The sequence below is a fragment of the Mesorhizobium kamtschaticum genome (assembly GCF_056174585.1).
Window position 1 is genome coordinate 303476 of the sequence record NZ_CM149691.1, and the last position, 24058, is coordinate 327533.

Sequence of the window (24058 nt, forward strand, 5' to 3'; positions counted from 1 at the left end):
ATGGCTGAAATCCGCGTCCAGCACCTGAGAAAGGCCTTCGGCGATTTCGTCGCCGTGCAGGATTCCAACTTCGTCGTCGAGGATGGCGAATTCTTCGTCATGCTCGGGCCATCGGGCTGCGGCAAGACGACGACGCTGCGCATGATCGCCGGGCTCGAGCTGCCGACGGGCGGCGAGATCCTGCTCGGCGGCGACGACGTCACCATGCTGCGGGCGCGCGAGCGCGACATCGCCTTCGTGTTCCAGCTGTTCGCGCTCTATCCGCACATGAATGTGCGCAAGAACATCGGTTTCCCTCTGCTGGCGCAAGGTATGCCGTCGGCCGAAATCCGCACCCGCGTCGAAGAGACGGCGAAGCTTTTGCGCATCGACCATCTGCTCAACAAATCCGTCTCGGGTCTCGCCGGCGGCGACCGCCAGCGCGTGGCGCTCGGCCGCGCCATCGTGCGGCGGCCAAAATGCTTCCTGATGGATGAGCCGCTCGGCACGCTCGACACGGAATTCCGCGATTTGATGGTCCATGAGCTGCGCGAGTTGCACAACCGCATCCACGCCACCACGGTCTATGTCACGCACGACCAGATGGAAGCGATGTCAATGGCCGACAAGATCGCTGTCATGAACCACGGCGTCATCGAACAGTTCGGCACGCCGCGGGAGATCTATGACCGTCCCGCGACCATGTTCGTCGCCGACTTCATCGGCTCGCCGCCGATGAAGTTTCTGGGGTTCGGCGGCGGATTGGCAAAGGGCGCGAAAGAGATCGTCGTCCAGGGCGCGAAAGTCGCGGTGCCGGAGGTGCGCGAGGATATCGCGCCAGCCGACATGGCGCTCGGCATAAGGCCCGAACACATCCGCTTCGACGACGCTTCGAAGCTGCGTGGCGCCATCTATGGCACCGAATATCTCGGCACCACGCAGATCGTCGCCGTGGAAACGGCGGACGGCATCATCAAGGCGCGGGTGCCGGCCGAAATCCGGCTCAATGCCGGCGACCATGTCGGCCTGGCGTTGAACAGTGCGCGGCTGTCGCTGTTCGACAAGGGGTCCGGCCGCGCGGTGCGAACCGCCGTCCACGATACCGCCTCTCAGGGGAGAGCGCAGCATGGCTGACGTGCACATCAAGAACGTGACCAAGAGTTTTGGCGAGCATGTCGCCATCAACGGTCTCGACCTGCACATCGCCGACGGCGAGTTCGTCGTGCTGCTCGGGCCGACCGGCGCCGGCAAGACGACGACGCTGCGGCTGATCGCCGGGCTGGAACGGCCGGACAGCGGCACGATCGAGATCGGCGGCCACAATGCGACGACGCTGTCGCCGGCCGAGCGCGACACCGCTTTCGTGTTCCAGCAGTACTCGCTCTATCCACATCTGTCGGTGTTCGACAATCTCGCCTTCCCGCTGCGCTCGCCGGCGCGGAAAATCCCGGAAGACCAGATCCGCCGGCGCGTCGAGGAAGTGGCGAAGATGGTGCGCATCCATCACAAGCTCGCCAACCGCTCGACCAAGCTGTCTGGCGGCGAAATGCAGCGCGTCGCCATCGGCCGGGCGCTGGTGCGCAAGCCTTCGATCTATCTGATGGACGAACCGCTGTCGTCGCTCGATGCCAAGCTGCGGGCGGATCTGCGCCTTGAATTGAAGCGCATTCAAACCGAGCTCGGCGCCACCATGCTTTACGTCACGCACGACCAGATCGAGGCGATGACCATGGCCGACCGCATCGGCATCCTCGCCGACGGCGTGCTGGTGCAAATCGGCTCGCCCAGGACGATCTATTCGGAGCCGGCAAACCTGCATGTCGCGGCAAGGCTCGGCCAGCCGGCGATCAATCTTCTGCCGACCGGGCTGCTGCCCGATGCCGGCGCACCGACCGGCACCAAGACGATCGGCGCGCGCACCGAACATCTGACGATCGAAAAGGCCATGAATGGCCATGCCGATGGTGTCGTCGACTGGGTCGAGCATCTCGGCGACCAGAACCATCTGCATGTGACGGTGGGGCCGAAGAAACTGGTGACGCTGACCGATCCCGACACCGATCTGGCGCAAGGCGACAGAGTGATGATCCGCTACCGCTCGCCGCTCTATTTTGGCGCCGACGGTCAACGACTGATGTGAACGGTTTTCGGTGTTTCCCTCGCAAGGGGTTCAAACGCCGGCTTGTGATTGACGATCGCGAATACGGGACGAATTCGATGAAGCATTTTTTCAACCGCAGGGAAACGATCGTCACCGAGGCGCTGGACGGCCTGTTGCGGACCATTGGCTCGGGCGATCTCGCGCGCCTCGATGGCTATCCCGAGATCAAGGTCGTGCTGCGCGCCGACTGGGACAAGACGAAGGTCAGCGTCGTCTCCGGCGGTGGCGCCGGGCACGAACCATCGCATGCCGGCTTTGTCGGCAAGGGCATGCTGACAGCGGCGGTGTCGGGCGAGATCTTTGCCTCGCCGAGTGTCGAAGCCGTGCTTGCAGCCATCCGCGCGGTCACCGGACCAGCCGGCTGCCTGCTGATCGTCAAGAACTACACCGGCGACCGTCTCAATTTCGGCCTGGCCGCCGAGAAGGCGCGCGCCGAGGGTTTTGCCGTCGAGATGGTGATCGTCGCCGACGACATCGCGCTGCCCGACATTGCCCAACCGCGCGGCGTTGCCGGCACCCTGTTCGTGCACAAGATATCGGGACATCTGTCGGAGGTCGGCCATGATCTGGCCGACATCGCGGGCAGCGGCGCGGGCGGCGGCGAAGGACATTGTTTCGCTCGGCATGTCGCTGTCGTCCTGCTCCATCCCCGGCCAGCCGCATGAAGACCGGTTCGGCGAAAATGATGGTGAGCTTGGCCTTGGCATCCACGGCGAGCCTGGCGTCGAACGCATCGCGGTGCAAAGCGCCGACAGACTGGTAGCGATCATGGCGGAGCGCCTGGCGGCGCGGCTCGATCCGAAGGCAAGCCATGCCCTGCTGATCAATAATCTCGGCGCGGTGCCGCCGCTCGAAATGTCGCTGGTTGCCAATGCGGTGCTGGCCTCGCCACTGGCTAAGACCGTCAAGCTGGCGATCGGTCCCGGACCGCTGATGACGGCACTCAACATGAACGGCTTCTCGCTGTCGCTGATCCGGCTCGATGCCGCGCGCGAGGCCGCCTTGCTGGCGCCAGTCGGCCCGCACGCCTGGATGCCGGCAAAGCTGGTCGCGGCGCCTGCCATCGTGCCGATGGCGAAAGCAGCCGGACAAAGTGCGGCACACAAGGCCAGCCAGGATGCCGGCACCAGGCGTTTGATCGTCACGGTCTGCGAAAGACTGATCTCGCTCGAAGTGACGTTGAACGGGCTCGACGCCAAGGCGGGCGACGGTGACACCGGCTCGACGGTGGCGACCGGTGCGCGCAGCATCGTTGAGCGGCTCGATACGCTGCCGCTGGCCAACCCCGCGGCGACGCTCGGCGCAATAGGCGACATACTGAGCGCGTCGATGGGCGGCTCCAGCGGGGTGCTGCTATCGATCTTCTTCACAGCGGCAGCGCAAGCCCTGGATGGCGGTGCTGATGTGGCCAAGGCGCTGCTCGCCGGGCTCGAGCGAATGACTTTCTATGGCGGCGCAAAAATTGGCGATCGCACGATGGTCGATGCGCTGGAGCCAGCCCTGAAAGCGCTCGACGCCAACGGGCTGGAAGAAGCAGCGGCGGCCGCCCGGCGCGGCGCCGAGGCAACGGCCGCCATGGAGAAGGCAAAAGCCGGACGGTCGGCCTATGTCGGCACCAAATTGCAAGGCGTGGTCGACCCCGGTGCCCATGCGGTGGCCGAGGTGTTCGCGGCCGCCGCCACGCTGCTTGTGTCGGCCTGACGCATGCACCAGTTGTCGAATGACCGTTCTTTCGCTACTGCCGGCAGACTGGAAACCGGGACTTTGGGCGACATGGCGGCGTTGAACCTTGCCAGGCTGATCGCGGCCGCCGCCGATACGATTGCCGCTCACGCCGAGGAATTGACGGCACTCGACCAGGCGATCGGCGACGGCGACCATGGGCTGAACATGAAGCGCGGCTTCGAGGCCGTGCGGGCCGAGGCCGATGCGTTCGCCGCAAAGCCGCTGCCCGACGCCCTGAAGGCGATCGGCACCAAGCTGGTGATGACCGTCGGTGGTGCTTCCGGCCCGCTGTTCGGTACATTGTTCATGGCGCTCGGCAAGGAGATTTCGGCGGTCCCCGATCGTGCCAATTTGACGGCGGCCTTCGGCAAGGCGATCGAGGCAGTGGCCGCGCGCGGCAAGTCGCAAGTCGGCCAAAAGACGATGCTCGATGTGCTGCAGCCGGTGCACGACGCGCTGGCCGGGGGCAAGACGGCGGCGGAAATCGCCGACATTGCCGACGCTGCGGCAGAAGCGACCGTGCCTATGAAGGCGCTGCGCGGCCGTGCCTCCTTCCTTGGCGACCGCTCGATCGGCCATATGGATGCCGGTGCGCACTCGACCGCACTGCTGGTGCGCACCGTGGGGCAAGCGATCGGGGACGACGCATGAGCAATGTCGGGATCGTGATCGTGTCGCATTCGCCGCTGGTCGCGGAGGGCACAGCCGACATGGTACGCCAGATGGTGGGCGACGAAGTGCCGCTTGCATGGTGCGGCGGAAACGGCCATGGCGGGCTCGGCACCAATGTCGAGGCGATCATGGGTGCCATCGACAAGGCCTGGTCGGAAGCCGGTGTGGCCATCCTTGTCGATCTCGGCGGCGCCGAGACGAACAGCGAAATGGCGGTGGAGATGATCGGCGAGCCGCGCTCGCAGAAGATCATCGTCTGCAACGCGCCGATCGTCGAGGGCGCGGTGATGGCCGCGACCGAGGCGTCCGGCGGTGCCTCGCTCAGGGAAGTGGTGGCGACGGCGCACGAATTGTCGCCGTCGTGAGTGAACGGGATTCTTGAGATGTCCGCAGCCGCCGAAGCGACCGTCCTGATCACCCACGATGTGGGCCTGCATGCGCGTCCTTCGGTGAAGTTCACCAAGCTGGCCAAGACGTTTGCCGCCGACGTGGAAATCGCGCTTGCCGCCAACGGGCCGTGGTTCGACGCCAAGAGCATCGTCAAGGTGATGGCGGCCAAGGCGCCGAAGGGCACGGTGCTGCACATCAGGGCCAGCGGCAACGGCGCCGATGACGCTGTCCGCGCGCTGATCGACCTGGTGCAGCGCGATTTCGACGAGGACGCCGGTCATGTCCGGTCGGCTTGACGCTGCCGCGCTTCTTCGCCGGCCCGCAAGGAATGCGGGCCATGCGGATTGAGGGTGTTCCGGCCTCGGCCGGCTATGCCGAGGGGCCGCTGTTCAACCTCGACCGGCCGTCGGCCGTCTATGCAGGCAAAGCCACCGCAGCCGAAGAGAAGACATCGCTGGAAGCCGCGATCGGCAAGGCCGTGAGCCGGCTTTCGGCAATGGTCGAAACCGCCGATAGCGACGCCGCAGGCATACTTGAATTCCACATCGCCATGCTGGAGGACGACGCGCTGAGCGGCCCGGCCTTCGCGTCGATCGCTTCCGGAAAGGCCGCCGACGTGGCCTGGTGCGAGGCACTCGATGCCGAGATCGCCGGCTACGAGGCCTCGGACCAGGACTATTTTCGTGCCCGCGCCACGGATTTGCGCGATATCAGGGACCAGGTGCTGCGTGCCCTGACCGAGGACGGTGGCAGTACGGCGCCTGCCGGTGCCATCCTCTGCGGCGAAGACATCGCACCGACGCGCTTTCTCGAAACCGACTGGAGCAGCGGCGGCGGCATCGCGCTGAAGGCGGGCAGCACGGCCAGCCATGTCGCCATGCTGGCGCGCTCGCGCGGCGTGCCGATGGTCGTGGGGCTGCGCGAACCGCCTGCCGATCTCGCAGGTGTCGCACTGCTCGACGCCGAGCATGGCAGTATCGTTCTAGCGCCCTCGCCGGCGGAGATCGGCTCGTTCCGACAGTCGTCCTCTTCCTTCGCGGCCCGCCAGGGCACGGCACGAACCTTTCTGGCGCGACCGGCGGTGACCAAGGCCGGCACGGCGGTGCGCGTGCAGGTCAACATTGCCGACCCATCCGACGTCGACAGCATCGACATCGCGACCTGCGACGGTGTCGGCCTGATGCGCACCGAATTCCTGTTCGGCAAGACGCTGCCGGATGAGGAGACGCAGTATCGCGCCTATCGCAAGGTGCTGGAATGGGCCGGCGAAAAACCGGTGACGATCCGCACCGTCGACGCCGGCGGCGACAAGCCGGTGCCGGGCTTCACCGTCGAGGAAGGCAATCCGTTCCTCGGCGTTCGCGGCATCAGGCTGTCGCTGGCGCGGCTCGACATTTTTCGCGTACAGATCCGGGCATTGCTGCGCGCCGCGCCACACGGCAATCTCAAGGTCATGTTTCCGATGATCGCCATGGCCGAAGAGTATCAACGCGCGGCTGCCTTGTTCACCGAAGAGCAGGCCGCCCTTGCTGCGCGCGGTGTCGCGCACAAGATGCCGCCGCTCGGCATCATGGTCGAGGTGCCGTCGGTGGCGATTGCGCCGGAGGCGTTCGCCGGCGTCGCCTTCTTCTCAATCGGCTCCAACGACTTGACGCAATATGTGATGGCGGCCGCGCGCGACAATGCCGCGGTCGCCCACCTCAATTCGGTCCGCCATCCCGCGGTGCTGAGGCTGATCGGCTCGGTCACGGCCTTCGGACGGGAGAACGGGATACCTGTCAGCCTGTGCGGCGATGCCGGCGGCGATCCGGCCTCGATCCCGGCGCTGCTCGAGGCGGGCTTGCGCGATCTTTCCGTCGCGCCGGCTCAACTCGCCATGGCCAAGGCGGCCATTTCAGATGTTTCGGTCTAGGCTGGCATGGTCGACATCAAACCCGAACCCGGTTCCGAAGAGGCGATCCGCGCCTACAAGACGATCCTGTCACACGTCATCGACCAGCGCCCGTCCGGCATGCGGCAGCGCCTTGCCGACGCGCTTGGCAAGCACCGCAGTTTCGTCACGCAGATCTCGAGCCCGGCCTATACGATCCCTATCCCCTCGAAACATCTGCCTTCGATCTTTTCCGTCTGCCATTTCAGCCCGGCCGAGCGGGATCAGTTCCTCGCCGCCTACCACCAGGCGCATCCGGGAAAAATGTCGATCGCGGCAGGCATGCGCAAGACGCGGCACGTGTCGCTTGTCGTGCCCGATTTCGGCGACGACAAGCAGAACGCGGCGCTCGACCGGGCGATCAACGAATTCATCCAGAAGATCACCAGCATCGCCGGCAAGGGTGGCGGCTGACCATTTCTTGCCGGGCTGTTTGGGAGGACGCCATGAAGAAATTTATGAACGCGGTGGACACGGTGCTGACCGAGAGCCTCGACGGTTTCGTCGCCGCCCATGCCGACATTTTGACGCTTGGCGACGAGCACAAATTCATCCGCCGCAGGACTTTGCGGCCGGGCAAGGTGGCGCTGATCTCCGGCGGCGGCTCGGGCCATGAGCCGCTGCATGGCGGCTTTGTCGGCCATGGCATGCTGGACGCTGCCTGCCCCGGCCAGGTGTTCACCTCGCCGACGCCGGACCAGATGCTGGCGGCGGCGCAGGCCGTCGATAGCGGCGCCGGCTGCCTGTTTATCGTCAAGAATTACGAGGGCGACGTGATGAACTTCGACATGGCGGCGGAAATGTCGGAAGGTATCCTGCAGGTGGTGACCAATGACGACGTCGCCGTCGAGAACTCGTCCTACACGACCGGCCGGCGCGGCGTCGCCGGCACGCTGGTGGTGGAAAAGATCGTCGGCGCGGCGGCCGAGCATGGCCTGGCGCTGATGCCGTTGAAGGTGTTGGGCGACCGCGTTAATGCCGCCACCCGCTCGATGGGTGTGGCGCTGACCAGCGGCACGGTGCCTGCCGCCGGCAAACCGACCTTCGACATCGGCGACGGCGAAATGGAATTCGGTGTCGGCATCCATGGCGAGCCCGGCCGCCGCCGCGACACGTTGAAAAGCGCTGACGCGATCGCCGAGGAAATCTGCGCGGCGATATCAGGCGATCTCGGCGACAGGGCGAGAGGCCCGGCGCTGCTGTTCGTCAACGGCTTCGGCGGCACGCCGCTGATGGAGCTCTATCTGATGTACAACAGTGCGCGAAAAATTTTCGAGAAGCGCGGCGTGACGATAGTCCGCTCGCTGGTCGGCAGCTATGTCACCTCGCTCGACATGGCCGGCTGCTCGATCACGCTGACCATGCTCGATGACGAGATGACCGGCTGGTGGGATGCGCCTGTCCACACGGCGGCATTGCGCTGGGGCATGTGACGCTGGCTTCGTCCAAGCTTTTCTGCAACCATTCCGGACAATTCACGCAACATTTGTCCGGTTGATGCTGCCATCCCTCACCTCCGCCGAAGAGAGACTGCTGCTGCGCTTTGCCGATCCGGTGGCCGCGGCGGTCGAGGACGATGTGTCGGCAAAGGCTCTGTCGGCGCTGCTCGACAATGCCGAATTCCACGGCGTCCTGCCGATCATGCTGCGCAAACTCAGGGAGAGCGGCGACGCGCGTCTGCCGCCGGACGCCGGCTTGCGGGAAAAGCTCGACGATTTGCGCGACAAGGCGACGATTGCCACCGGCCAATCGATGCTGCTGCAATATCACGGCGACCGCATCATGAAGGGGATGGCGGCAGCAAGCATTCCGGCGCGGATCGTCAAGGGACCGGTCTTCGCGCGCAAGCTCTACCGCAACGTATCCGACAGGCCGTTCACCGACATCGACATCCTCGTCGAGCCCGCCAACCTTGCGCGGGCAAACCAGGTGATCGCGGCATGCGGCTTCGAGCTTGGCAGCGATGAGGCCGAATCCTACCAACTGCAGGAATTCAAATGGCTGGAAAAGGAGAATTCGAGCCTGCTGGTCGAGCTGCATGGCGACCTGGTGCATGACACCGGCATGCGCCGGCGCCTGTCACTGGGGTTCCGCGAACTGGGCATTATCGACGGCGAGGCGACGGACACGCCGGCAGCGCTTTTGACGATCGCCATCGTACACGCTGCCGGTGGCCACAAATTCCACCGGCTGCAGCTTTGCGTCGACGTGCTGCAAGGCGTGCGGGCGCTTCAATCACCTGATGCGGAAGCCCGCCTGCTCGACGCCGCCCGCATGACCGGCATCGAGCTCGAACTGGCGATTGTGCTCAATGTGACCGGCCAGTTGTTCGGTGAGCGCCGAGCGCTTGAACTCGCCGGACGGATCAAGCCCGACCTCTCGATACGGCTGGCCAAGCGACTGATCACGACGAACACGCTGCTCAGGGTGAATTCCAGGGAGAAGATCGGCTCGCGGCTGCGCCGCGACGCCTTCCGCTGGATTCAGCGGCTGGCCAAGGCCAGGCCGCACGTCGCTTGAAGTGGCCGTTAATCCGCTGATGTCAACGTGGCGACGATCAGCGCTGCCGCGTCGGCAGGGCGTGCGCCCACCTCCAGCGTGAAGGTCGGCACCGAGGCGACCAGTCTGCCGATCGTCGCCAGCCGGCGCTTCTGCGACGGCAGCAGGCCGGTCAAGCCGGTGCGGACATTGTCTATCGCCAGCGCCACCATTGCGTCGGTCCGGGCCATGGGCACGAGCCGGGTTTCGCTGTCGGCGGAGCGCGCGAGGTGCAGCAGGGCCGCCACCGGCCGGGCAGTCGGGCTTTCGATGCGGACGATCTCGCTCAACCGCTCGAGCGAGACGGCTTGTTCGCCGTTGCGATCCCACGACGTGCCAAGGCATGGCGACACTTGCGGGATCATCTGAGCGGTCTTCTGGTGGATCTTGACGTGGCGCGGCAGCCCCCAGGCCAGGGGCTTGTCCGCAGCCAGATCCAGGATCATGGCATCGTCGGAGCAGAGACCAAAACCTTGCGTTGCCAGCGCCAGCGATGTCGTGGTCTTGCCGGTGCCGCTCGGCGCGTGGATCAGCACGAGAGCACCGTGGCCAGGCAGCGTCAGCCCGGCCGTGTGCAGCATATGCTGGCCGCTGGCGTCGAGTGCCGCGTCCAGCACCAGCATCGATGGCGTCCAGGCCGCTTTCGCTCCGGCGCGAACCCTGAGTTCAGCCCAACCTTCCTCGTCATTGATCGCAACGGTCTGGCGCCCGGGAAAGACAAGATGGAGGGTGCCGCCGTCGGCGAGCATCCGGCAGTAGCCGTCCTCGGGTATCTCGCCGTCGAAGACGAGCGCTCCGCCGGGTGCCTCGTCCAGGACATCCGCCTGGTTGATATCGAGGCGAAAATCCGGCTCGACGCCTTCGATGCGCAGGATGCCCAGCATCCTGTCGAAGGCCTGCCATAGCTCGGAGCGCTCAGCCGATATGCCGAGGACCTGGCCGTTGAGGCCATAACATGCTGAAGGCCTGGTCAAGCGGGGCGCACCTTTGAGGCATCGGCGTGGTGGCGATAGATCTCGACCATGCCGGGAAGGCTGTCACTGACCACCGGCCTGCCGTCGAGGCAGACCCAGCAATGCGCCGAGACGCGTGGCGTCTGCAGCGACTTCGGATCGACGCCGAAACGCAGCTCCGGATCGAAGCCGGCGAGGCGCAGGAAACGATGGCCGAGCAGCCCTTCCCTTAGGCATCTGCGGTCGCGCATCAGCCAGGGATGGCGCACGATGCGGTTGACGCGGGCGACGATGTAGGCGGCCGGCAGACCGCGATAGGGCGTCGAGGAGGCGAGCGGAGCCCATTTCAGCACGTCTTCGAAGCTACGCCCAGCAATCAAGGCCGGCATCAGCCGCGCGCTTGCCCAGAGATGGCCGCGAAACAGGGCACGCAGGAGCGGACCGTCAGCCATCAGGCGCGACCCTCAGCCATCAAGCACCTGGGGCCGCGAGGATACCTTCCGAGACCAGATCGGCGGCCAATGCCGCCATGTCCTCGTCGAGCGTATCCTTGTCGACCTCGAACTCCGCGCAAAGCAGGCCGACGATCTGATCGAGACTGCGCGCACCATCGACCTTGTCGAGAAAGGCTTCGGTCGTGCCGTTGCAGGTATAAAGCTGGCCGCTGCGCGCCAGAAGCACGACGGCACCATCGCCGACATGCTGGACCGAGGCGTCGTCCGCCAGCCGTAAAACCGTTCCCGAGGCAATTTCCATCCCGTCCCCCTAACAAGTATGCAAGAAACCCCGAAATGAGATAGCGCGGTGGTGGGGCGCTGTCTATCGGCCGGCCGGGGGAGATGGCCCGTGCTGCCTTGCATCTACGATAGATTCCTGCGGATCTCAAAATGAGCGGCCACCTGTTTCCAGCCGAAATCATCCCAGAAATAGTCGTCACCATGACGCCATGGGTGAGTGCGTTGGCCGGACGGACCGTTGCTTTTCTTCCCCTAAGTAAGGTAAGGACTCCACGGGGTTTGGGGAGATAGCGTATGCGTTACAACTGGGAGCGGGCTCCGACGACTTTCGAACGTCATCGAAAAGCCCTGGCGGCAGCCATTTTGATCTTCGGCGGCGTAGGCCTCATGCTTGTGGCCCTGCCGATCTAGTGCAATCGAATTTTGTCCAATGAATACCGTTCGTTAGACGGCTATCGGCCGGTCTCAGCGGGGCTGCCCGGTCACGGCAAGGAAGCGACGGTCGCGCCCTTCAAAGCCCTGGCTGAAACGCTGCACCAGCACGACAATCACCGCCGGTTTGCCGGAAGGTGTGTATTCATAGGATTCCGACAGGCTGTAGGAGGTTGGGCAGTTTCTCGAGCCCGGCACGGCCTTGTCTTCATGCAGGGTCTTGAACGGCTTGCCGTCCTGTCCCTGCAGCGTCAGCCGGAAGCCGAGCGCCTTGCCAGTCTTGTCTCCCTGAAGGGCCTTGTCACCTTGTGGTGCCTGATCGCCCTGCTGTGTCTCTTCGAAACTCGCTGAACAATCGGTCGTGCTGCTGGCGAGTATCTCGTCGAGCTGGATCGTCGAAACCTCGATCTCATCGTAGAGCGGCGAAAGCCATTTCTGCGACACCTGTTCGAGGCGGGAAATGTCGACGTAGGCAACCACCTCGCCCGGAAAGGTGAACTTGTCGGAAGCCGTCTGCTTGCCGCGCGCTGCGATGGCATATTTGGCGAGGATCGGTTTTGCCTTCGCGGCCGCTTGCCCTCGCCTGTTCGAGGGTCAGCGTCGACTCCTCGGATTCGTCGACGATCCGGATCGGCTTGCCGCCGACGAATTCATCGGTGCGCGTGTCGATGATATCGATCTCAGAATAGCCGGAAGCCGAGGCGCCGGCATCGAGCTCACCATATTGCTCGAAAGCGAAGTAGGCGCCGTCCGGCGAGAAGCCGATGATGCGCCTGGCCGCGGCGTCTCCGGCCAGAGCGGTTGCGGTGGAGATCGCGAGCATCGTGCCGATCGTCAGCGCAAACACCGGTTTTGCCATGATCGACACTGGCTGGCGCATTGTTCAGATCCTCCCCCGAGAGGACTTCACTTCACGACACGGCGCATCGGGGGTCAAGCCGGGACCGGTTCAGACGAAAATCAGGGAAGACAGCGCCGGAAAAAACAGCATAGGCTGTTTACAAAGACGGCAAATGGTTCCTGGGGAGGTTACGGATGGCTTCACGCTATCACGAGGTCTATGACGGCTGGAAACGCGACCCGGAACAATTCTGGGCGGATGCGGCCGGCGCCATCGACTGGTATTCGCCCTGGGACAAGGTGTTCGATTCCAGCGCCGGCGTCTACGGTCGCTGGTTCACCGGCGCGACCTGCAACACCTGCTACAACGCCATCGACCGCCATGTCGCCGGCGGACGCGCCGACCAGATCGCGCTGATTTACGACAGCGCCATCACCGGAACGGTCAAAAAATTCACCTATGCCGAACTGAAACGCGAAGTGGTGGCGCTGACCTCGGTGCTGAAGAACCGCGGCATCGGCAAGGGCGACCGCGTCATCATCTACATGCCGATGGTGGCGGAGGCGGCCATCGCCATGCTCGCCTGCGCCCGCATCGGCGCGGTGCATTCCGTCGTCTTCGGCGGTTTTGCCTCGCATGAATTGGCCACCCGCATCGACGACGCCAAGCCGAAGCTGATCATCTCGGCCTCCTGCGGCCTGGAGCCTGGCCGGATCGTTGCCTACAAGCCGCTGCTCGACAGAGCGATCGAGATGTCCCGCCACAAGCCGGACGCCTGCCTGATCCTGCAGCGCGATCAACTGCGCTGCGAGCTGAAGGACCATTTCGACATCGACTATGCCGATGCCGTCGCCCGCGAGCGGGCGGCCGGCGCCAATGTCGACTGCGTGCCGGTGCTTGCCACCGATCCGCTCTACATCATCTACACGTCAGGCACGACCGGCCAGCCCAAGGGCATCGTGCGCGACAATGGCGGCCACATGGTCGCGCTGAAATGGACGATGGAGAACGAGTTCGGCGTCAAGCCGGGCGAAGTGTTCTGGGCGGCGTCCGATGTCGGCTGGGTGGTCGGCCATTCCTACATCGTCTACGGCCCGCTGCTGCATGGCTGCACCAGCATCCTGTTCGAAGGCAAGCCGATCGGCACGCCCGATGCCGGCACCTACTGGCGGGTCATTTCGGACCATGGCGTGGTCGCGCTGTTCACCGCGCCGACTGCGTTCCGGGCGATCAAGGGGCAGGACCCCAAGGGGGAATTCGTTCCCAGATACGATCTGTCGAAATTCCGCACGCTGTTCCTCGCCGGCGAGCGCGCCGACCCGGAAACCATCAAATGGGCGGAGCAGAAGCTCAACGTGCCGGTGGTCGACCATTGGTGGCAGACCGAGACCGGCTCGCCGATGACCATCAATCCCGCCGGGCTCGGCCTGCTGCCGGTGAAGTACGGCTCGCCCGGCGTGCCGATGCCGGGCTACGACATCCGCGTGCTCGACGATGCCGGCCACGAGGTGCCGCGTGGGACACTGGGCAATGTCGTGGTGAAATTGCCGCTGCCGGCCGGCTGCCTGCCGACGCTGTGGAACGCCGACGCCCGCTTCCGCCAAGCCTATCTCGATGAGTTCCCCGGCTTCTACAAGACTGCCGATGCCGGCATGATCGACGAGGACGGCTATCTCTACGTGATGGCCCGCACCGACGACATCATCAATGTCGCCGGCCACCGGCTGTCGACCGGCGCCATGGAAGAGGTTCTGGCCGCCCATCCCGATGTCGCCGAATGCGCCGTCGTCGGCATCGCCGACGCGATGAAGGGCCAAATTCCGCTCGGTTTCGTCGTGCTGAACGCCGGTGTCGCGCGTGACGGCGGCGCCATCGAGAAGGAGGTCGTGGCGCTGGTTCGCGAGCGCATCGGCCCGGTTGCCGCCTTCAAGACCGTGGTGACGATCAAGCGCCTGCCCAAGACGCGGTCGGGAAAGATCCTGCGCGGCACCATGCAGAAGATCGCCGACAAGGAAGCGTGGACGATGCCGGCGACCATCGACGACCCGGCCATCCTCGATGAAATCACCGCTGCGATGAAGGCGCGCGGGATCGGGATTTGAGGTCGCTGACGCGGGAGTGATCCCGCGCAGCCTTCCCTGCCGAAGAGCTTATCCTGATCGGTAAGCAATACTTTTATTGTGCAATGCAGCAAGCCACCTTACAGTGTCTGGCGGGGGGCCATCCGGCGGTGCGGTATGGCTCAGCAGAAAATTACGTTTGGCGGCGTCGACATCCTGCGGTTTCTAGCCGCCGTTCTGGTCATGGTCTACCACTATGGCTTCTGGGTGTGGGCTTATCCCGACGGCATTTCGGCGCAGGCCACGGGCGGCGTGCCGGCGCAACCTGATATAGGCGCCTGGGTCGGGTCAGGCTGGGTCGGCGTTGAAATCTTTTTCGTCATCAGTGGCTTCGTCATCGCCTTCAGCGCCGAAAAGTCAACCCCGTTGCGGTTTTTCGAGGCCAGGGTCAAGCGGCTGGCGCCGGCGGTCTGGATCTGCGCGCCGATCACCGCCGTGCTGTTGCTGCTCATCGGCCTGAGCTGGCCGACCGATGCGGTGGTCAGGCTCGTGCGCACCGGCCTGTTCGCGCCCTATGGTCCGTGGGTGGACAGCGTCTACCGGACACTCGGCATCGAGATTGCCTTCTACGCCGTCGTCTGGGTCCTGCTGCGGCTTGGCCGCTTCGATCTGATGGAGACGGTCGCCATCGCCATCGGCCTGGTCAGCACGCTGTTCTGGTGCCTGTACTATCCGCTCGGCTGGGCCGACTTTGCCGAGACGCGCTGGCTGCAGCTCACCCTGGTGCATCATGGCTGCTTCTTCGCCGTTGGCGTGCTGCTCTGGCTGATGCGGTTCAGGGCGCTAACGGTCCCTCGCCTTGGCTTCTGCCTGGTGTTCCTCGGCGGTGGCGTGCTGCAGATCGCCAGTTCCGTCGACGTCCACAGCATCAAGGTCAATGCGGTGATGCCCTATGCACCGCCCATTCTGATCTTCCTCGTCGCCATCGCCTTGATGGCATGGTCGCTGCGGCTCGACCTCAGCTGGAGCGGCTGGCGGCGGATCGGCCTGATGACCTATCCGCTCTACCTGATCCACGATGTCGTCGGCGCGGCGATGCTCGGGCCGATGGTCCGTGCCGGAGTGCCTTATCTCCTGTCGATGGTAACAGTCGGCGCGACCATGATCGCGGCAAGCTGGCTGGTGGCCACCGAGGCCGAACCGCGTATCCGGCTGCTGCTCGACCACACTGTTTTCCGCTACCGGCTCAAAGCCGCTTAGACGCCATCGTCCGGTTGAGGAAATTCGTGTTCGTTCATGCCGGCATCAGATTCGGGGCGGCGGCGTCCAGGCTTTGCAAAACCTGATCAGGAGATGGCGCCGCCACGGCTGCTGTCTGGTAGCCGACTTCCAGTTTTTCACGGAAACTCCAATGACGCTGCCATCGTCGGAGGTCGACATGAATTCGGCGCTGGGCGTGTCAGGGCTTCACGAACCGATAGGCGAAGCGATCGGTCTCGCCTTTGATCGAGGGATCGAAGACCTTGATCGAGTGCGCATCGTCCTTCTTCGCGAGTATGGTGCTTTCAGCGTCCAATACGAAGCCGGCCGCCTCCACCTCCTCGCGAACAGAGGCAGGGTCGATCCGATGCAGCGCCTGGGTGTCGCTCGTGCCCGACCCAGCGGCGGCGGCGTGGTCGACGATGACGTAGGACCCACCGGGCTTCAGCCGCTTGTAGACAGCTCGATTGAAGTCGGCCGCCGTCGCACCCTTCTTCTGAATCAGCGCGGTGTGGAGGTCGTGGTAGAACAGGTGCAGCCACAGGACATCCGCTGGCTGCGTGACCTCCGGCATCGCGACGAGGTCCGCCGAGACGGCTTCGACATTCTCTCGGCCGGGCTCCTTCGCGAGCGTCCGCATGCGGCCAACCGGATCGTTCTTGAAGTCGGCGACTTCGGCCGGCACGAAGCTGTAGATCCGACCTCCGGGGCCTACGATGTCGGAGAACAGGCGCGTCCAATCGCCGTCGCCTGGGTAGACGTCAATGATTGTGGAGCCCGCATCTACACGTGCGAAACGGATCAACTCGGATAGCTTGGATTGGTCGTACATCGGTATCTCCTTTACGGTTGGGCATTAGACGAACGTGCGGCGTACAATGGGGCGATTTTCGGCGATGGCTGCAGAGGGCCAGGGCTACGCAGGCCCGGACGCATCCATCTGCGAGGCCCGGGCCAGCGCTTGTGTGTCGACGTATTCCCGGATGTTGGTCAGTCTGCCGTCCCGGACGGTGATGGCGAAGATCCAGTCGTCCTCGAACGTCTTGTTCGTGGCTTTGATCTTCCCCCTGGCAAAGCCGACGACCAACACCCGGTCCCCCTGCGCTACGAATTCCCGGGGTTCCGTGGACGTTTCTATCGACCTGGATGCCGTCTCAAGCAAATCCGCCAGCCCGGCGTGTCCGTGGCGCGTTCCGGCCAGCGGCCAGTCTTTGCCGGGGATGATCCACTCGATGTCTTCGGCGACCAGCGCCAGCAGGCCCTCCCTGTCACCGCGGCCGATCGCGGCGAAGAAGTCCTTCACGGTCTGGATGTTCTTCTCAATATTCATGGGAATTTCTCCATTTAGCACGGATCGCATCGCGCTCGATCCTGCCGGTGGGCACGTCGTGTTCATCCGTCGAACTTGACCAGGTCCTTAAAGATCAGATGACCCCAGCTATTTCCGCGCGCCTGGACCAGCATCCCACCTTCCGACAGCCCGCCAAGTTAAATCGGCGAGAAACCGAGCTTTTCCGCGAGCGCACCAATCTCCGCTGCGGCAGCGTGATCGTCGCTCGCCAGAAATACGACTCTTCTGCCACCATGTAGGGCCGGATCCTGATCAAGGACGGCAGCGACCACATGGTTGAAGCCCTTGACCAGCCTTGCACCAGAAAATGCCTGTGCAACGAACTTGGAAGAAGGCTGTCCCCCCAGTTTTTCAGGGGGCACCCCGTAGGCATTGGTCACATCGACGATGGTCTTCCCCTGCCAGGCGGGCAGCGCCTTCGCGACATCCGGGTGCGACTCGAAACGGACAGCCAGAAAGATGATGTCCGCCTTGAGGGCGTCCGCCAATTTTTTGGGAATGATCGTGGGCCCGATCGCGGCCGCATCGGCTGCAAAGCTTTCCGGGTCGCGCGTGGTTGCAACGGACACGTCGATGCCCTTGCGGGCAAACGCCTTGGCCAGGGCCTTGCCGATATTGCCGAAGCCGATAATTGCGTAGCTCACAATGTTTCTCCTATCTTGTGTTGGAACTAAAGTTTGAGAAGCGGGATCACTACTGGCGGGGCCGAGGGGCCAGCCACGGGACCGCGCCGGGCTCAGACCTGCGCCCAACCACCATCGACCGCGAGATCTATACCGGTGATGTAGGAGCTTTCGTCCGAGGCGAGGAACGTGAGGGCAGCCGCGATTTCCTCTGGCTTGCCCCTGCGACCCATTGGGATCTGTGCAGCAAACTGGGCGACTGCCTGCTCGGCTTGCTCAGCGTTAAGGCCGGTCGTTGTCGCCAAGGCGGGAGTCTCGATCGCGCCAGGGCTCATCGTATTGACGCGAATATTGCGGTCCTTCAGTTCCAGTGTCCAAGACCGCGAGAAGCTGCGAACAGCTGCCTTACTTGCTGCGTAGGTGCTGAACGCTGGCAGCCCCATCACATTCGAGACCGAAGAGTTCAGAATGATCGATCCACCGTCTTTGAAGAGGGGAAGGGCCTTCTGCACCGTAAAGAACAACCCCTTCACGTTCACATCGAAGGTCTGGTCAAAATGGGCCTCAGTAGCTGCCGCGAGCGGCGCGACTGTCCCTGCGCCCGCGTTCGCGAAGAGAATGTCGATGTGACCATGTTTCTCTTTCACGGTGGCGTAGAGCCGGTCCAGATCTTCCAAGCGTGACACGTCGCCCACGACCGCCGTAATATTACTCTTGATGAAGGCTGCAGCCTCCTTCAACTCTTTCTCTCGTCGCCCAGTGATTACGACGTGTGCACCTTCTTCTACAAAGCGCTTGGCCGTCGCCAAGCCAATCCCGCTGCTTCCGCCTGTGATGACTGCAACCTTACCTTCGAGTTTTTTCATAATCTTTCGCCTTTGGTCGTGTGTTTTGGTTTTTCGTAAAGTTTGAGAAGCGTGGCCCGCATCGGGGTCAGAGTTGAGCTAGGCCGCCGTCGACGGCGACTTCGCTGGCGGTCATGAAGCTGCTGTCCGACGATGCGAGAAAGGCAGCCACCGCCGCGATCTCCGCGGGATCGGCCATGCGCTGGAGCGGAGTCATCGCGCCGTAGGCCTTCTGGCCCTCCTCGCCCAGCGCCTCCTTCGCGAGTTCAGTCGCCGTCGCCCCGGGCGACAACACGTTGACCCGGATGCCGGTGCCCTTCAGGTCCTCCGCCCAGGTCCGCGCGAGATTGCGCACGGCCGCCTTGCTCGCGCTGTAGGCAGTGAACCCCGGAGCGCCCGTCGTGCCGGCGCTCGATCCGGTCAGGATGATCGAAGCGCCCGGGCCCATCAGCGGCAACGCCTTCTGGACCGTGAAGATCGTGCCCTTCACATTGGTGTCGAAGGTTTCGTCAATATGCTCGGCGGTGATCTGGCCGAGCGGAAGCGGGCCTCCCGCCCCGGCATTGGCGAAGACGATGTCGAGGCTACCGCGCTGGGCCTTCACCGCCGCGTAGAGCCGGTCGAGGTCGGCCTCATCCGAGACCGAGCCTTTCACCGCGCGGGCATTGGGCCCGAGGTCCGCCACAGCGGCGTCGAGCGCTTCCTGGCGGCGGCCGAAAATGAAGACGAAGGCGCCCTCCTCGATGAATCGCTTTGCTGCGGCGCGGCCGATGCCGGTAGCGCCGCCGGTGATGACGGCGGTCTTTCCGTTCAATCTGGTCATGACGTGCATCCTTCCAGGCTTCCGCCTTGGTCATTCGGAAAAGTCCCGAGACCTGAAGATGGGTCTGCCGAGGTCAGGCGTTGAGTGAGGAAGCGCGCACATCGGTGGTGCGAAATCGATCCGGCACGGCTATTAACGGCAGCCGCGACGATAAGGTTCCCCCGTTCGGAATTAGGCTCGCTTGTCCAGAACCTGTTACGATGGCCGCCCTGTACTGTTGTACGATAAGTTAGGACTTGGAAGGCGCACCGCGCGGTGCGAGATTGCACCATGATCGACTGGGATGACGTTCGCTACTTTCTTGCCGTCGCACGCGGAGGCTCGGTGCGGGCCGCCGCCAAGCGCCTCGGTGTGAACCACGCGACCGTGCTGCGACGCATCGCCCAACTCGAGGACCGCCTCGGGGCGCAGATGTTCGAAAAGCTGCCTTCGGGCTACCGCCTGACGGCTGCGGGGGAGGAGGTCCTCGAGCTCGCGGAGCGGATGGAAGCGGCGTCGCACCAGCTGGAGACGCGCGTCTTCGGTCGAGACCAGAGTGTGCGCGGGCTTCTGCGGGTGACGTTGGCTCCGACCCTCGCGACACACCTGCTCATGCCGGACTTCGCCGATTTCGCGCGTCTGCATCCGGACATCGAGATGGAAATCTTGTCGTCCGGCGAGCTGGCAAATCTGACCAACCGAGAGGCCGACGTCGCCATCCGTGTCGTCTACGACCGCAAAACCCTGCCGCTCAATCTTCACGGCCTGAAGGGACCGGAGCTGTTCGGCGGCGTCTACATGTCCCGGGATCGACTAATCGCATGGCGTGCGGGCGCGCCTGATCCCAACCGGTGGATCGTCATAAGCAGTCATGGAATTCCGGAATGGGCCAGCGAGGGTGAGGTTCGCACCACGGGGGCTCCATTCAGGACCACGGACGGCGAGGCGCAGATCGTTGCCGTACGGCAAGGGCTCGGAATGACGACACTGCCGTGCTTCATCGGCGACGCCGACCCCCTGCTGGTGAGGGTGCCGGGCACCGACCTGCACATGTACGGAACGGTCTGGCTTCTCACACAGGGCGAGACACGCAAGACGAAGCGCGTGCGGCTCTTCACCGAGTTCGTATCCAGCAGGCTCGCAGCGTACGCGCCGCTTCTCGCCGGACTGTCCGTATCGCGCGACTGACGCGCGGCGGGTCGCCGGGATTCCAGCCTTGGCGTATGAAAAGTGCTTCATCGCCAATGCCGTCAAGGCGGAAATCCAGGTAGCCGCTGCCTAGACCGCCGCCTTGGTGCGCACTTCCGACTTGTCGAGATAGTAGCTCGAATATTTGTCGAAGAATTTCTCCGACGCGCCGAACGATCCGTATTTGGCGAGCTTCTTCAGGTCGACCTTGTTCAGCACCGCGCCGACGATCTTGTTGGCGACATAGGGTTCGGATTCCAGCATCGACCGCACCATGGCGCGCGGTGTGCGACCCCATTCGGTGACCAGCACGAAGCCGTCGACCAGCGGCGCGAAGGCTTTGGCGTCGACCACCGGCCCGAGTGGCGGCAGATCGACGACGATGTATTCGAACGTCTCTTTGGCGTTCTCGATGAAACGCCGCATTCCTGCCGAGGAAAGCAGTTCACTGGTGTGCGAGAAGTTGCCGCGCAGCACGGCGGGGATGATGGCGAGCTTGGTCTGCCGGTCGATCTTGCCGACGGATTGCCAGGTCTGGCCGTTGACCACGGCCTCCATCAAGCCTTGGTCGGCCTCCATGCCGAGGCTGCGGCTGAGGCCCGGATTGCGCAAGTCGCCGTCGATGAGCAGCGTCTTGGCGCCGTTGGCCGCAAGCAGCCCGGCGAGATTGGCCGCGACCGTCGACTTGCCTTCGCCGGGAAGCACAGAGATGACGCCGACGACGCGGCTGCCTTGTCCTTCCATCACGACATCGAAGGCGATCTTGGCGCTGCGCAGCGTCTCGGAGAACATCGATGCCGGAGCGTCGATGCTCACCCGCATTCGTGCGCGCTTTTCAAGGGCGGCCGGCGACCTGGCGGTCTTGGCATCCGGCTGAGCCTCGGCCTGCTTGTCATCCTTGGCGGGTTTGCTGCCGATGGTCGGCAAATAGCCGAGGAATTTGAGGCCGACGCGGTCACGTACCTCCTCGCCGGTCCGGAAGAACCGCTCGTTGAATTCGTTGAGGCCGCCGAAGCCGGCGCCCATCAGCACACCGAGCACGAGCGAAAGGCCGAGCACGATGATGGAGCGCGGGCTCGAGGCGGACATCGGCGTCGAGGCGTCCGAGATGATGCGAATCTTGCCGACCGGGAAAGATTGCTGCTGCGCGGCTTCCTCGTAGCGGCCGAGGAACGTCTGGTAGAGCGTGGTGAGCGCCGTCGCCTTCTGGTCGAGGTCGCGCAACTGGACCTGCGACTGGTTGTCGATGGAGCTCTTGCCCTGTGCGGCGGCGACATTGGCCCTGAGCGCGGTCTCACGCGCCAGCGCCACCTCATACTCGTTGCGATAGCTTTCGGTGAGCTGCTTCAGTTCGCCGAAGATCTGCGCCGATATGTCGGCCTTTTCCTTGGCAAGCGCCACGGCCTGCGGATGCTGGGGGCCGAAATTCGCCTCGACATCCTGCTGCCGCTTGGCGACGGTGAGGTAGCGGGTCTTGAGCGCCGAAATGACCGAACTGCTCGGCTGGTCGGCCGATATGGCGGCGTCCTTGAAAGCGTTGTCGGAGCCGCCTTCGACGATCGACTTGTATTGCTGGTAGCGGGCGCTGGCGCGCGCCGTGTCGGCCTGTGCCACGATAAGCTGGGCGTTGAGGTCGGCAAGCTGCTTGTCGCTCATCAGCTGGCCGTCGCTGTTGGCGGAGAGGCCGTGTTCGGCCCTGAATTTCTCGACCGCCAGCGACGCCTGCTGCGAGCTCTCGCGCAGTTCCGTCAGCCGGCCTTGCAGCCAGACCGCCGCGCGCTCGGTGGCGTCGAAGCTGGCATCGAGCTGATCGGCAAGATAGGCGTCGGCATAGGCCTTGGTGATCGCTTTCGCCAGTCCCGGATCCGTCGCCTGATAGCCAAGCGCGATGACGTAGCTTCGTCCGACACGATCCGCGCGGATCTCGTTCTGCAGCTTGAGGATCGCATAGTCGCGGCGCGACGTGGCAATCAGCGCATCACGGGTAGCCGGGTCAAGCTTGCTGATGTCACCCATGCCCGGCATGGACGCGCTGGGGTGAACATACTGGATCAGGCCGCGGATCAGGCCGACGCCTTGGGCAAGGGCGGACTGCGGCGGGTTCATGAACGCATCGCTCTGGTCGAGCTTGAGCTTGTCGACGACCACCGCGGCGAGCCGCGTCGAGGTCAGGATCTCGATCTGGCTCAGAATGGCGGAATCGGTCTGCATGGTTGTCGACGCCGCCGAAATGTCGTCGACGATCTTGTTCAGGCCCTCGTCGATCAGCACGCTCGAGATCGACACATATTTGGGCGGCGTTGTCTGCAGATAGAGCATGCCCAGGAAAAGACCGATGGCGGCGCACACGGCAACCACCTTGGCCTGCCGCGCAGCCATTCCAAGCAGCCGCTCGATATCGATGAAGTCTTCGCCGTTTCCTGCGTCCGAATTCGGCAATGGCATCCTCTTGTCGAGAGGAAAGTTGGCATAATTCATCGTCGGTCCAATTCTAGCTTACAGGCGCCTTGAAGATCGGGAGCATCGCCAAAGGCAACGCAAGCTTCATGCCAGACGGCGGGGGCCTGTCGGCCCCGCGCCGCCAGCCATCCGGCAATACTCCCGAAAGATGGGCATTATGCGGCTTCTTCCTGACGTTCATGCGACCGGACGAACTCCTGAAGCATCTCGAAAACCGGGCCCTTCATGTCGTTGCGCGCCAGCGCAAAGGCGATGTTGGCCTGGATGAAGCCTTCCTTGGAGCCGCAGTCGAACATGCGGCCGAGGAAAGGCTGGGCAAAGAACGGCTGGTCCTTCGACAGGCGGACCATGGCGTCGGTCAGCTGGATCTCGTTGCCGGCGCCACGCTGCTGATTGCCCAGCAGCGCGAAGATCTCGGGCTGCAGAATGTAGCGGCCGTTGATGTAGAAGTTCGACGGCGCGTTGGCCGGGGCCGGCTTTTCGACCATGGCCGAGACCTCGAAACCGCCGCCGATATCGGCGCCGCGGCCGACAATGCCGTATTTATTGGTTTCGCTCGGATCGCAACGCTCCACGGCGATGACGTTGCCGCCGGTGCGCTCATAGAGGTCGACGGTTTCGGCGAGACATCCGCGCCCGCCGAAGGACACCATGTCAGGCAAAAGCAGAGCGAAGGGCTCGTTGCCGATGACCTCGCGGGCGCACCAGACGGCGTGGCCGAGGCCCTGCGGCGACTGCTGGCGGATAAACGAGGTGGCGCCGGCCACCGGCAGCATGCTTTCGAGCGCCTCCAGCTGGGTCTTCTTGCCGGTCTGCTCCAGGGTTCCGATCAGTTCCGGATGCAGGTCGAAATAGTCCTCGATGACCGCCTTGTTGCGGCCGGTCACGAACACGATGTGCTCGATGCCGGCTTCGAAGGCCTCGTCCACCGCATATTGCACGACAGGCCTGTCGACGACGGGAAGCATTTCCTTCGGCATCGACTTGGTCGCCGGCAGGAACCGTGTTCCAAGCCCCGCCACCGGTATCACGGCCTTCCTGATTTTCTTCATCGCAAATTCCTTCTGAGGAGATCGACTGCAGTTCCTTCACAGGCCACGAAAAATCCCTC

The 24058-nt window shown here is 63.9% G+C and carries 23 protein-coding genes and 2 pseudogenes; 13 read left to right on the forward strand and 12 right to left on the reverse strand.

All coding sequences use genetic code 11. From position 1 onward, the window contains the following. The 10 genes and pseudogenes from AC0V7N_RS01425 to AC0V7N_RS01470 all read left to right on the forward strand — a co-directional run bounded on the left by AC0V7N_RS01425 (window position 1) and on the right by AC0V7N_RS01470 (window position 9377). Complete coding sequence (locus AC0V7N_RS01425) at window positions 1–1113, forward strand: ATP-binding cassette domain-containing protein (RefSeq protein ID WP_496627665.1); 1113 nt, start codon at window positions 1–3, stop codon at window positions 1111–1113. Beyond that, window positions 1106–2119: an ABC transporter ATP-binding protein gene (locus AC0V7N_RS01430; RefSeq protein WP_475454040.1), complete on the forward strand. Its 1014-nt coding sequence runs from the start codon at window positions 1106–1108 to the stop codon at window positions 2117–2119. The genes AC0V7N_RS01425 and AC0V7N_RS01430 overlap by 8 nt, the downstream gene beginning before the upstream one ends. Before the next feature lie 77 nt (window positions 2120–2196). Next, window positions 2197–3841, forward strand: a pseudogene (locus AC0V7N_RS01435) (dihydroxyacetone kinase subunit DhaK). Window positions 3842–3913: 72 nt separating this feature from the next. After that, window positions 3914–4516 (forward strand): dihydroxyacetone kinase subunit DhaL, encoded by a 603-nt coding sequence (gene dhaL, locus AC0V7N_RS01440; RefSeq protein WP_475454044.1) that lies wholly within the window; start codon window positions 3914–3916, stop codon window positions 4514–4516. Further along, complete coding sequence (dhaM, locus tag AC0V7N_RS01445; RefSeq protein ID WP_127380390.1) at window positions 4513–4902, forward strand: dihydroxyacetone kinase phosphoryl donor subunit DhaM; 390 nt, start codon at window positions 4513–4515, stop codon at window positions 4900–4902. Before dhaL ends, dhaM begins: the two co-directional genes overlap by 4 nt. 18 nt (window positions 4903–4920) lie before the next feature. Next, window positions 4921–5223: an HPr family phosphocarrier protein gene (locus tag AC0V7N_RS01450; protein ID WP_183455737.1), complete on the forward strand. Its 303-nt coding sequence runs from the start codon at window positions 4921–4923 to the stop codon at window positions 5221–5223. A 41-nt stretch (window positions 5224–5264) separates the two neighbouring features. After that, window positions 5265–6839 (forward strand): phosphoenolpyruvate--protein phosphotransferase, encoded by a 1575-nt coding sequence (gene ptsP, locus AC0V7N_RS01455; protein ID WP_475454046.1) that lies wholly within the window; start codon window positions 5265–5267, stop codon window positions 6837–6839. A 6-nt stretch (window positions 6840–6845) separates the two neighbouring features. Beyond that, complete coding sequence (locus AC0V7N_RS01460; RefSeq protein WP_027040444.1) at window positions 6846–7271, forward strand: hypothetical protein; 426 nt, start codon at window positions 6846–6848, stop codon at window positions 7269–7271. A gap of 32 nt (window positions 7272–7303) precedes the next feature. Continuing rightward, on the forward strand, window positions 7304–8290 hold the full coding sequence (gene dhaK / locus AC0V7N_RS01465; protein ID WP_475454048.1) for a dihydroxyacetone kinase subunit DhaK: 987 nt from the start codon (window positions 7304–7306) through the stop codon (window positions 8288–8290). Between the two features lie 64 nt (window positions 8291–8354). Further along, window positions 8355–9377: a nucleotidyltransferase family protein gene (locus AC0V7N_RS01470; protein WP_475454050.1), complete on the forward strand. Its 1023-nt coding sequence runs from the start codon at window positions 8355–8357 to the stop codon at window positions 9375–9377. A gap of 8 nt (window positions 9378–9385) precedes the next feature. Here AC0V7N_RS01470 and AC0V7N_RS01475 read toward each other — a convergent pair whose 3' ends face one another. From AC0V7N_RS01475 to AC0V7N_RS01495, 5 genes are all read right to left on the reverse strand, one after another. Then, on the reverse strand, window positions 9386–10369 hold the full coding sequence (locus tag AC0V7N_RS01475; RefSeq protein WP_475454052.1) for a phosphoenolpyruvate carboxykinase (ATP): 984 nt from the start codon (window positions 10367–10369) through the stop codon (window positions 9386–9388). Continuing rightward, entirely contained in the window at window positions 10366–10800 is a 435-nt protein-coding gene (locus AC0V7N_RS01480; RefSeq protein WP_475454054.1) for a lasso peptide biosynthesis B2 protein, read from the reverse strand. The genes AC0V7N_RS01475 and AC0V7N_RS01480 overlap by 4 nt, the downstream gene beginning before the upstream one ends. 19 nt (window positions 10801–10819) lie before the next feature. Next, on the reverse strand, window positions 10820–11104 hold the full coding sequence (locus AC0V7N_RS01485) for a PqqD family protein (protein WP_475454056.1): 285 nt from the start codon (window positions 11102–11104) through the stop codon (window positions 10820–10822). Window positions 11105–11550: 446 nt separating this feature from the next. Then, window positions 11551–11961: a DUF2259 domain-containing protein gene (locus AC0V7N_RS01490; protein ID WP_475454058.1), complete on the reverse strand. Its 411-nt coding sequence runs from the start codon at window positions 11959–11961 to the stop codon at window positions 11551–11553. Next, window positions 11927–12364: a hypothetical protein gene (locus tag AC0V7N_RS01495; protein ID WP_475454060.1), complete on the reverse strand. Its 438-nt coding sequence runs from the start codon at window positions 12362–12364 to the stop codon at window positions 11927–11929. Before AC0V7N_RS01495 ends, AC0V7N_RS01490 begins: the two co-directional genes overlap by 35 nt. 188 nt (window positions 12365–12552) lie before the next feature. On the opposite strand from AC0V7N_RS01495, the gene AC0V7N_RS01500 reads away from it, so the two are divergent. Continuing rightward, window positions 12553–14460 carry a propionyl-CoA synthetase gene (locus AC0V7N_RS01500; RefSeq protein WP_475454062.1) on the forward strand — a complete coding sequence of 636 codons (1908 nt, stop codon included), beginning with the start codon at window positions 12553–12555 and terminating at the stop codon, window positions 14458–14460. A gap of 135 nt (window positions 14461–14595) precedes the next feature. Next, the gene (locus AC0V7N_RS01505; RefSeq protein WP_475454064.1) at window positions 14596–15678 is read left to right on the forward strand and encodes an acyltransferase family protein; all 1083 of its coding nucleotides are present in this window, start codon (window positions 14596–14598) and stop codon (window positions 15676–15678) included. A 199-nt stretch (window positions 15679–15877) separates the two neighbouring features. On the opposite strand, the gene AC0V7N_RS01510 is transcribed toward AC0V7N_RS01505, so the two are convergent. From AC0V7N_RS01510 to AC0V7N_RS01530, 5 genes and pseudogenes are all read right to left on the reverse strand, one after another. Continuing rightward, entirely contained in the window at window positions 15878–16510 is a 633-nt protein-coding gene (locus AC0V7N_RS01510) for a class I SAM-dependent methyltransferase (protein WP_475454066.1), read from the reverse strand. An 84-nt stretch (window positions 16511–16594) separates the two neighbouring features. Beyond that, window positions 16595–17008, reverse strand: a complete 414-nt coding sequence (locus AC0V7N_RS01515; protein ID WP_475454068.1) for a nuclear transport factor 2 family protein — start codon at window positions 17006–17008, stop codon at window positions 16595–16597. A 62-nt stretch (window positions 17009–17070) separates the two neighbouring features. Beyond that, a pseudogene (locus AC0V7N_RS01520) lies at window positions 17071–17673 on the reverse strand (NADPH-dependent F420 reductase). A gap of 92 nt (window positions 17674–17765) precedes the next feature. Then, window positions 17766–18518: an SDR family NAD(P)-dependent oxidoreductase gene (locus tag AC0V7N_RS01525; protein WP_475454070.1), complete on the reverse strand. Its 753-nt coding sequence runs from the start codon at window positions 18516–18518 to the stop codon at window positions 17766–17768. Between the two features lie 67 nt (window positions 18519–18585). Further along, window positions 18586–19320: an SDR family NAD(P)-dependent oxidoreductase gene (locus AC0V7N_RS01530; RefSeq protein WP_475454072.1), complete on the reverse strand. Its 735-nt coding sequence runs from the start codon at window positions 19318–19320 to the stop codon at window positions 18586–18588. A gap of 270 nt (window positions 19321–19590) precedes the next feature. Here AC0V7N_RS01530 and AC0V7N_RS01535 point away from each other — a divergent pair, with 270 nt between their 5' ends. Then, window positions 19591–20487 (forward strand): LysR family transcriptional regulator, encoded by an 897-nt coding sequence (locus AC0V7N_RS01535; RefSeq protein ID WP_475454074.1) that lies wholly within the window; start codon window positions 19591–19593, stop codon window positions 20485–20487. Window positions 20488–20577: 90 nt separating this feature from the next. On the opposite strand, the gene AC0V7N_RS01540 is transcribed toward AC0V7N_RS01535, so the two are convergent. Together AC0V7N_RS01540 and AC0V7N_RS01545 are read right to left on the reverse strand one after the other, a co-directional pair. Next, entirely contained in the window at window positions 20578–22965 is a 2388-nt protein-coding gene (locus tag AC0V7N_RS01540) for a polysaccharide biosynthesis tyrosine autokinase (protein ID WP_475454076.1), read from the reverse strand. 137 nt (window positions 22966–23102) lie between these two features. Further along, on the reverse strand, window positions 23103–23999 hold the full coding sequence (locus AC0V7N_RS01545; RefSeq protein WP_115141152.1) for a UTP--glucose-1-phosphate uridylyltransferase: 897 nt from the start codon (window positions 23997–23999) through the stop codon (window positions 23103–23105). Window positions 24000–24058: the final 59 nt, after the last annotated feature.

Excerpts from the sequence above, each read along its gene's own strand:
- AC0V7N_RS01515 (WP_475454068.1), bottom strand. The coding sequence starts at position 17,008 with ATGAATATTGAGAAGAACATCCAGACCGTGAAGGACTTCTTCGCCGCG.
- AC0V7N_RS01460 (WP_027040444.1), top strand. The coding sequence starts at position 6,846 with ATGGTCGACATCAAACCCGAACCCGGTTCCGAAGAGGCGATCCGCGCC.
- AC0V7N_RS01480 (WP_475454054.1), bottom strand. The coding sequence starts at position 10,800 with ATGGCTGACGGTCCGCTCCTGCGTGCCCTGTTTCGCGGCCATCTCTGG.
- AC0V7N_RS01540 (WP_475454076.1), bottom strand. The coding sequence starts at position 22,965 with ATGAATTATGCCAACTTTCCTCTCGACAAGAGGATGCCATTGCCGAAT.
- AC0V7N_RS01545 (WP_115141152.1), bottom strand. The coding sequence starts at position 23,999 with ATGAAGAAAATCAGGAAGGCCGTGATACCGGTGGCGGGGCTTGGAACA.
- AC0V7N_RS01510 (WP_475454066.1), bottom strand. The coding sequence starts at position 16,510 with ATGTACGACCAATCCAAGCTATCCGAGTTGATCCGTTTCGCACGTGTA.
- AC0V7N_RS01530 (WP_475454072.1), bottom strand. The coding sequence starts at position 19,320 with ATGACCAGATTGAACGGAAAGACCGCCGTCATCACCGGCGGCGCTACC.
- AC0V7N_RS01485 (WP_475454056.1), bottom strand. The coding sequence starts at position 11,104 with ATGGAAATTGCCTCGGGAACGGTTTTACGGCTGGCGGACGACGCCTCG.
- AC0V7N_RS01430 (WP_475454040.1), top strand. The coding sequence starts at position 1,106 with ATGGCTGACGTGCACATCAAGAACGTGACCAAGAGTTTTGGCGAGCAT.
- dhaM (WP_127380390.1), top strand. The coding sequence starts at position 4,513 with ATGAGCAATGTCGGGATCGTGATCGTGTCGCATTCGCCGCTGGTCGCG.
- dhaL (WP_475454044.1), top strand. The coding sequence starts at position 3,914 with ATGGCGGCGTTGAACCTTGCCAGGCTGATCGCGGCCGCCGCCGATACG.
- dhaK (WP_475454048.1), top strand. The coding sequence starts at position 7,304 with ATGAAGAAATTTATGAACGCGGTGGACACGGTGCTGACCGAGAGCCTC.
- AC0V7N_RS01425 (WP_496627665.1), top strand. The coding sequence starts at position 1 with ATGGCTGAAATCCGCGTCCAGCACCTGAGAAAGGCCTTCGGCGATTTC.
- AC0V7N_RS01500 (WP_475454062.1), top strand. The coding sequence starts at position 12,553 with ATGGCTTCACGCTATCACGAGGTCTATGACGGCTGGAAACGCGACCCG.
- AC0V7N_RS01470 (WP_475454050.1), top strand. The coding sequence starts at position 8,355 with ATGCTGCCATCCCTCACCTCCGCCGAAGAGAGACTGCTGCTGCGCTTT.
- ptsP (WP_475454046.1), top strand. The coding sequence starts at position 5,265 with ATGCGGATTGAGGGTGTTCCGGCCTCGGCCGGCTATGCCGAGGGGCCG.
- AC0V7N_RS01450 (WP_183455737.1), top strand. The coding sequence starts at position 4,921 with ATGTCCGCAGCCGCCGAAGCGACCGTCCTGATCACCCACGATGTGGGC.
- AC0V7N_RS01535 (WP_475454074.1), top strand. The coding sequence starts at position 19,591 with ATGATCGACTGGGATGACGTTCGCTACTTTCTTGCCGTCGCACGCGGA.
- AC0V7N_RS01505 (WP_475454064.1), top strand. The coding sequence starts at position 14,596 with ATGGCTCAGCAGAAAATTACGTTTGGCGGCGTCGACATCCTGCGGTTT.
- AC0V7N_RS01525 (WP_475454070.1), bottom strand. The coding sequence starts at position 18,518 with ATGAAAAAACTCGAAGGTAAGGTTGCAGTCATCACAGGCGGAAGCAGC.